This is a genomic window from Bartonella sp. AD328YNZD, assembly GCF_042196425.1.
This window is the reverse complement of sequence record NZ_JBHIQG010000006.1, coordinates 3,960-11,508: the sequence shown is the minus strand read 5'-3', so window position 1 is coordinate 11,508 and position 7,549 is coordinate 3,960. Positions and strand designations below refer to the sequence as shown.

Annotated in this window: 4 protein-coding genes; all 4 read right to left on the bottom strand. The window is 39.3% G+C overall.

Annotation, left to right across the window (positions count from 1 at the left end; translation table 11 throughout):
* On the bottom strand, positions 1 to 656 hold a 656-nt coding region (locus tag ACFIO3_RS00795; protein WP_375704022.1), incomplete at its 3' end, for a UvrD-helicase domain-containing protein.
* A 2-nt stretch (positions 657 to 658) separates the two neighbouring features.
* A complete protein-coding gene (gene addB, locus ACFIO3_RS00790; RefSeq protein ID WP_375606115.1) occupies positions 659 to 3,778 on the bottom strand; it encodes a double-strand break repair protein AddB in 3,120 nt (1,039 codons plus the stop codon).
* 385 nt (positions 3,779 to 4,163) lie between these two features.
* Positions 4,164 to 5,738 carry a peptide chain release factor 3 gene (locus tag ACFIO3_RS00785; protein ID WP_375696802.1) on the bottom strand — a complete coding sequence of 525 codons (1,575 nt, stop codon included), beginning with the start codon at positions 5,736 to 5,738 and terminating at the stop codon, positions 4,164 to 4,166.
* Positions 5,738 to 7,399 carry a lysine--tRNA ligase gene (locus ACFIO3_RS00780; RefSeq protein WP_375695689.1) on the bottom strand — a complete coding sequence of 554 codons (1,662 nt, stop codon included), beginning with the start codon at positions 7,397 to 7,399 and terminating at the stop codon, positions 5,738 to 5,740. The genes ACFIO3_RS00785 and ACFIO3_RS00780 overlap by 1 nt, the downstream gene beginning before the upstream one ends.
* Between the last annotated feature and the right edge of the window lie 150 nt (positions 7,400 to 7,549).

The following is a 7,549-nucleotide window of genomic DNA, read 5'->3' as shown; positions in this document are numbered from 1 at the left end:
CGCAATTTTTCTTCTCCATTTTCAGACAGAAGAGAAGACAAAAAATCAGACAGTTTATGTTGCTTTTCAGCTGCTTCATACAGCAATTGGTTAAAAGTATGTTCACTGATAACCTTAAGCAGCTGTTTTAGAGCGGGTTGTACATCATGATGCTTCAAAAGTTGGCAGCGAGCTTCTTGTAGTAATTTCTTGCGGTTGACATCATCTATGAGTTCGAAATGTCCAGCAATATTGGCTTCTAGCATAAATTGATGCAAGAGAGATTCGCAAAATGCGTGAATAGTCTGTATTTTCAAACCACCAGGTGTTTCTAAAGCACGAGCAAAGAGTTGGCGCGCATAGGTTATTTTTGTTGCACTGATAGGTTTGTTTTCAAACTTCGATAAGATTTCTTTAAGCTGCGCATCATCGAGTTCATTCCAGCTGGAGAGTGTGCGAAAAATTCGTGATTGCATAACAGCAGCGGCGGCTCTCGTGTAAGTAAGGCATAAAATACGTGCTGGAGGTGTACCGTTTAAAAGCAAACGGATAACACGTTCGGTTAGAACATGGGTTTTTCCAGATCCTGCATTTGCAGAAACCCACACGTTTTTTTGGGGATGTGTTGCTGTTGCTTGTGCATCAAGAGCGGCTTCAGGAATAGAAAAAAACGTCATGATTACTCTTCTTTATGAAAACCACTTGACCATTCCCATAAGCGTGCCAGATGATCATAGTCACTTTCATATTGTTTTAACATAGGGACTGCGTGTGAAAGATAGCCTTGTTGTGGATTTTGATAATAAGTTATGAGTGCGATAAGATTTTCCCATGCATTGTTAGCAAGATCAACAGCACTTAGATGAGTTTTTCCGTCTTTTTTCTTTAAAAGAATTGATTGGGATTTAATTTCACCTTTTTTGTTAAGAGGAATGTAAAATAAATTTGAGGGGGTAAAATCTTGAAAATCTGGGAATCCCCCTTGTATGAGTAAAGCTGTTTCTAAAGCCAATTGCGGAAATAATAATTCACGAACTTGTTTTGATGAAGGAGGGGTTCCGGTTTTGAAATCTAGAATTTCAACCGTTTTATCTGGCAAAACATCAAGACGATCAGCACGTCCTGAAAGGGTTACCCCTGTTGTTCCTATAGGGATTTTTTGTGATACCACTTCCGAATATCGCTCTCGCAGTCCTAAACTTTGTTCCCATTGAATAAAGCGTGGAGCAAGATTTTCAAAACTATCCCACCAAATCACTTCAATATCCGGTGGAAAATTGAATTTATCAAACTCTTTACGTCCAATAGCAAGCAACACATCTAATGCATTTGCAGCATTTAGATTTTTTATTTGTCTGCAAAAATCTGCAAGAATAGCGTGATAAAGTGTTCCACGTTCAGGAGCGCTAGAATTATGAATAAGGGCTTTAAGTGGTTTGAGCCTTAAGATTTTTTTAGCATAAATGGCATAAGGGTCATACCGTAATATTTCTATTTCAGTAACTGAAAAATGACGTGGACGCATATCAAGAGGTGGTACAGGGCAGGGACGCTTCACCTCAGAAATCATGTTTGTATGATCAAGCATCTTTGCCCAATGAAGGAGTATTTCACCTCGTGCACGGATTTGTTTCCAAACTTGTTGTCCTACGACGGTTTCTAAGCGTTGTAGCCAACGTGAAGGAATGGAAGGCGTATGATTAACGCGCAATGCGCGACTCATCACCACTTTATCCATTCCCATCGCCCATTGAAAATCATGCGCGGAAAGACCAATATGCTGCTCTGGTGGCTCCAGAGTTAACATCATTTTCATCGGTCGCGATAAAAAAGCATCATTTCGGGTTGATATCGGCCATGACCCTTCATTAAGACCGCCGATGACCACTGTATCAACCGTTTGCAAACGCGATTCCAAAGTACCCCAGATGAATAAACGTGGATGTCCTCCAGGAGAAGGTGTAACGGAACGCATTGCGATCAATGCAGAAAACATAGCAGGCCATTCGCAAAGATGAAATGTTAATCCTGATTGATCACTGACCAATTCACGTAAGAACTTTGATAAGGCTTGTCCTGCTTCGTGTTGATAAAGATGTGCAAGAGAGTTATCCTCATCGCGACCAAAATTTTCAAAAACTTCAACAGTTGCTATCGCAGCTTCGTTGATGGTGCACTCTTTCTCTTGTTTCATAAGAGATGTTAAAGGTTCAACAGCTGTCCTCAAAAGATGACAAAGGAAACGTGCTTCTTCACATTTCTGCTGATCAAGAGCGTTGATTTCAGAACTATTATGAAAAGATATTTCAATCCATTTTTCAAGAAATTGATCACATTCGCAAAGATTGATGCGCCCTGTATTCCCTCGAAGAACAAAAAGTTCAAAATTTTCTGCCATTTCCCGTAAACGATGACGGTTTTGTTGGAGTGTTGTAAGGGGATGTTTAAGAAGAGAAAGAAAAGCAATGGGATCATCAGGTTGTAATACATTTTCTAAGATAAGCCGCAAAAGCGTTACAGGCAATGTTTGGGCAAGTGGTATTCCCCCTGAATCATTTGCTTCAATTCCAAATCGTTGTAATTCCGCAGTAACACGGCGTGCTAAATTACGGTCATTTGTAATAAGAGCTGCGGTTTTTTGGGGTTCTTCAATAGCTTTGCGTAAAGCAACAGCAATAGCGAGAGCTTCTTCACGTTCATTGATAGCTTCAATAAATGACCAGTCTGCACAAAGAGCCTCATAATCATCACGGACAATTTGTATCCATTTATCTGTCGTAGAAGCAGGTCGCAATGCTTCCGATAAAAGAGCCATTCGTCTTTTCTTTGTGCTACTTTGTTGGCCAATTTCGCAAACATGGCGACGTTGACACCCCATGAGAGAAAGAAGTTTTTTTAAATGATATTGAGGATGGCTAAAAATATTTTCTGCAGGATCAAAAAAATCGCAAGCTGTTTTTTCTTTATTGCTTGTGCTTAATGCATTCCATTGTTCTTCATCCATATAAAAATCAAGGCCAGGAAGAACAACAGCCCCTTTGGGCAGAGAAGCTATAACCTTTAAAAGATGAGAAACTGCGGGCATAGAACCTGACACACCAGCTGCAATGATCGGTTTATCAGGCTTCGTACGTCGTAAATTCTCTGCATGCATTGTGAGTGCTTGATTACGCCATTCAGCGGGATTACTTCGTTGTCTTTCTGTCAAGATTTGTGGCCAATTTTGCGTAACAATAGTCAGAAAATCGAGCGTTATCTGCCACCATTCAGCGACCATGTCAGGGGCAATATCTTTAAGTTTCGACCAATCTGCTCCTTCTGTTTCAATTTCGTCCATCAAGTGTGCTAAATCTTGAGCAAGCCAAATTGCATCAGCACTATGAGCTGGAATAAGCACATCTTCTGTACCAAACATGGCACGCAGATGCGCAGGTAAATTTTCACGCCATGGACGAATAAGGCGCGCTAAAAGCAGTAGGCGTTCACTTTCTCCAATAGGCGGATTTAAAGCGCTAGTATGATTTTCAACAAAAAGGAAACTGTCTTCATCGACATCTCCTAGAGCACGAATAGTTGGTAAAAAGGTTGAGTGTGTATTACTTCTTTCAACAAAAGCTAAACGCAAAGCGCGCGCAGCACGACGTGTCGGAACATAAATAAGGCTATCAGCAAGAGCAGTTTGAATGTCTCCATTGGGAGCAAAGTTATCAATAAGGGTACCAGAGAGCAGTGCATCAACAAAGTGAGGCAAAAAAGCCGTTCCAGAAGATATAGAAAAGACACGTGGCTTATAAGTCATATGATCTCATATTGGGAATAACAAATTTCATCTTATTGATTATTTGCTTTATTTTGACTGTATACAATTTTCATACAAGAAAAAACTGAAAAGCTCTATTTATACAGGAGATTTTTAACTGACATTCAAAATACTTAAATATATGACCTTGTCTTAAGCTATTGTGAAAAAATATATCAAAATTTTAAAAGACGTTACAATTACAAATATATTATAACTTATTGAATATTATAAATAAATCTACTTCTCTCTTTATATAAGACAACCTGAAAGTGTTCTTTACATACTCCTTTTGTTTTCAGAAAAAATAACAATATTCAGATCCCTAACTCGATATGAAAAATCATTATCAACCAAATTGTTACATAAAAAATTCTTCTTTACATTAAGAGCTTACTTGATAATCTTTAAAAGTAGAAAATTTTATCTTAGGAGCTCTTTCTGCTTCATAATTTAATGAAAAATGGTTCTCCGCTAAAAAAACTGGATCACCTTCTAAATCATACGCAAGAGCAGAGCGATGATTGTTGAGAAACTTTTGCAACTCATCTTTGCTCTGCGCTGAAATCCAACGGCATAAATTAAAGCGTGCAGACTCAAAATTCACTGGCAAAGAATATTCTATTTTTAATCGCTCTTTTAAAACATCAATTTGCAAAGCACCAATAACACCAATGAGAGAAGGCGACCCATCATCAGGAATAAACAATTGCACAACCCCTTCTTCAGCCATTTGTTGCAAAGCTTCTCTGAGCTTTTTTGCTTTCATTGGATCACCCAAACAAACACGACGCAAAATCTCTGGTGCAAAATTGGGTACTCCCTTAAAAAGAATATCTTCTCCTTCAGTCAAAGTATCACCAATACGCAATGTTCCATGATTAGGAATCCCTACGATATCACCAGCATAGGCTTGATCAGCAATTTGGCGCGAACGCGCAAAGAAAAATTGTGGAGCAGAAAGTGTCATCGGTTTTCCTGTTCTGACCAATTTTGTCTTCATACCACGTTCAAGTGTTCCCGAACATACCCGAAAAAATGCAATACGATCACGATGATTAGGGTCCATATTCGCTTGAATTTTAAAAACAAATCCCGTCATTTTAGGTTCAGTTGCTATGATATTGCGCTGATCTGCACTTTGATCACGAGGACTTTGACCAAAATCAATAAGCGCATTGATCAAATCACGAACACCAAAATTTCGTAAAGCTGAACCAAAATAAACCGGAGTCATATGACCTTCACGGAAAGCTTGAAGATCAAAATTCTTGCAAACACTTTGAGCGAGTTCTACTCCTTCAAGAAAAGTGGAACGTTGATACTCTGGAAGTAAATGGACAACCTCACTGGGATTTGAAACGATCCGCTGGGTTATCTCATCATCTTTTTGGCGAAAACGGTTATGATGAAGATCAAAAGTCCCAACGAAATCTTTACCCGTCCCAATGGGCCATGTTATGGGGGCGGTATCAAGAGCAAGCTTTTCTTCAATTTCATCTAAAAGCTCTATAGGATCACGCGCCTCACGATCCATTTTATTGATAAAAGTAACAATAGGAATATCCCGCATCCGACACACTTCAAATAGTTTTAGTGTTCTAGGCTCAATCCCGCGGGCCCCATCCAATACCATGATAGCACTGTCAACCGCTGTAAGCGTGCGATAAGTATCGTCTGCAAAATCTTCATGGCCTGGGGTATCTAGGAGATTAAAAATATGATTTTCATATTCAAACGTCATCACAGAAGTCACAACGGAAATACCACGATCACGCTCAATATTCATCCAGTCAGAACGAGTTTGAATACGATCTTTTTTGGCTTTTACTTCTCCTGCAAGTTGAATAGCACCACCAAACAATAAAAGCTTTTCCGTCAATGTTGTTTTCCCAGCATCTGGGTGAGCAATAATTGCAAATGTACGGCGCCGCTTTACTTCCTGTACTCTTCGTTCCATTATTCCTCCATAGGTCGTGCAAGTGCTTCAGCAATCAGTGCACGCATTTCATTAATCCCATAAAGCGCTATAAATGATCCCCATCGTGGACCTCTCTCTTGTCCTAAAAGGACCTCATACAACATTTGAAAAAAAACATTGGAAACGCCAGGCCCACCTTCAGGGCTTTTTTTGCTATGATCTTGATAGCGTTCCGTTAACCGCGCAACATCAAGAAGTGTATTTTGTAGTGTGTTGCCATCAACAGTTTCAGGCAAATTGGCTAATTTTGCATCAATTTGTGCTAATGTTGCTCGTTCGCTGTCATCTGGTATACGAAATTTTTTGTTTGGTTTAACAAAAACATCAAAATATTTAATGGCAAATTTCACCAATTGATCAAGTTCTGGACAAGTTTGCGCATTTGCTCCCTTAGCGTAACGAGAAATAAAACCCCAAAGAACCCCTGCATTCTCTGCATTTGAAGCACTTACCAAATTTAAAAGCATCGCAAAAGGTACAGGTAAATCAACCTGCGGTGGACAACCATTATGAATATGCCATACAGGATTATTGAGCCGTTCTTGCCAACTTTGACGACCATAGGCAGAAAGATGCGCATAATATTCATCCACAGCTTTGGGAATAACATCAAAATAAAGCCGTTTTGCTGTCTTGGGCTTTGAAAACATATAAAGCCCTAAGCTCTCTGTTGGAGCATATGTAAGCCATTCATCAATGGTTAAGCCATTTCCCTTGGATTTGGAAATTTTTTGCCCTTTATCATCTAAAAAGAGTTCATAGTTAAATCCCTCTGGAGGCTTTCCACCCAGTACTTTACAAATTTTAGAAGAAAGATTTGTGGAATCGATAAGATCTTTTCCTGCCATTTCATAATCAATGCCAAGCGCTGCCCAACGCATAGCCCAATCGACCTTCCACTGACACTTAACTTTACCCCCTGTAACCTCTGTTTCTATGGTTTCTCCTGTTTCAGGTTCAATATAAGTAACTGTCCCTTTTTCAACATTACGCGCAATCATTGGTACTTGTAATACTTTTCCAGAAAAAGGAGAAATCGGTAAAAAGAGAGAATAGGTCGCCTGTCGCTCTTCACCTAATGTTGGTAAAATAATTGCCATCACCTTGTCATAACAAGCAAGAATTTTTAAAAGTGTTTCATCAAAACGACCAGAATTGTAATAATCCGTAGCACTTGCAAATTCATAATCAAAACCAAAACGATCAAGGAAAGCCCGTAACCGCGCATTATTTGCCGCTCCAAAAGAAGGATAATCATCTCCAAAAGGATCAGGTACACGGCTCAACGGTTGACCAAGATAATGTTCCATCCTCTCGCGATCTGGCACATTCTCAGGAACCTTGCGCAAACCATCCATATCATCAGAAAAACAAAGTAATTTTGTTTTTACTTTATTCTCTGTGAGAATATGAAATGCATGACGCACCATGGTTGTACGTGCAACTTCCCCAAAAGTTCCAATATGCGGTAAACCAGAAGGTCCATAACCGGTCTCAAATATTACACTGTCTGGGTAACCCGTCTTTTCATACCGTTTGATAATCTTACGTGCTTCTTCAAATGGCCAAGTTCTCGATTGAGCAGCCGCATCCTTTAATTCAGGCGTAAGGCTAAGGGCATCACACTGATTACGCATCATTATTTATCCTAAAAATTATAATCTTCCAAAATAGGGTGTATGGTTCTTGAATTTATTCGTCAATAATAGCAAGCAAAAAGATGTAAATTTCTTTATACTCTTAAGTCACAATACAAAAACCACCCTCACTGTAAACATATTTCGTTCTGA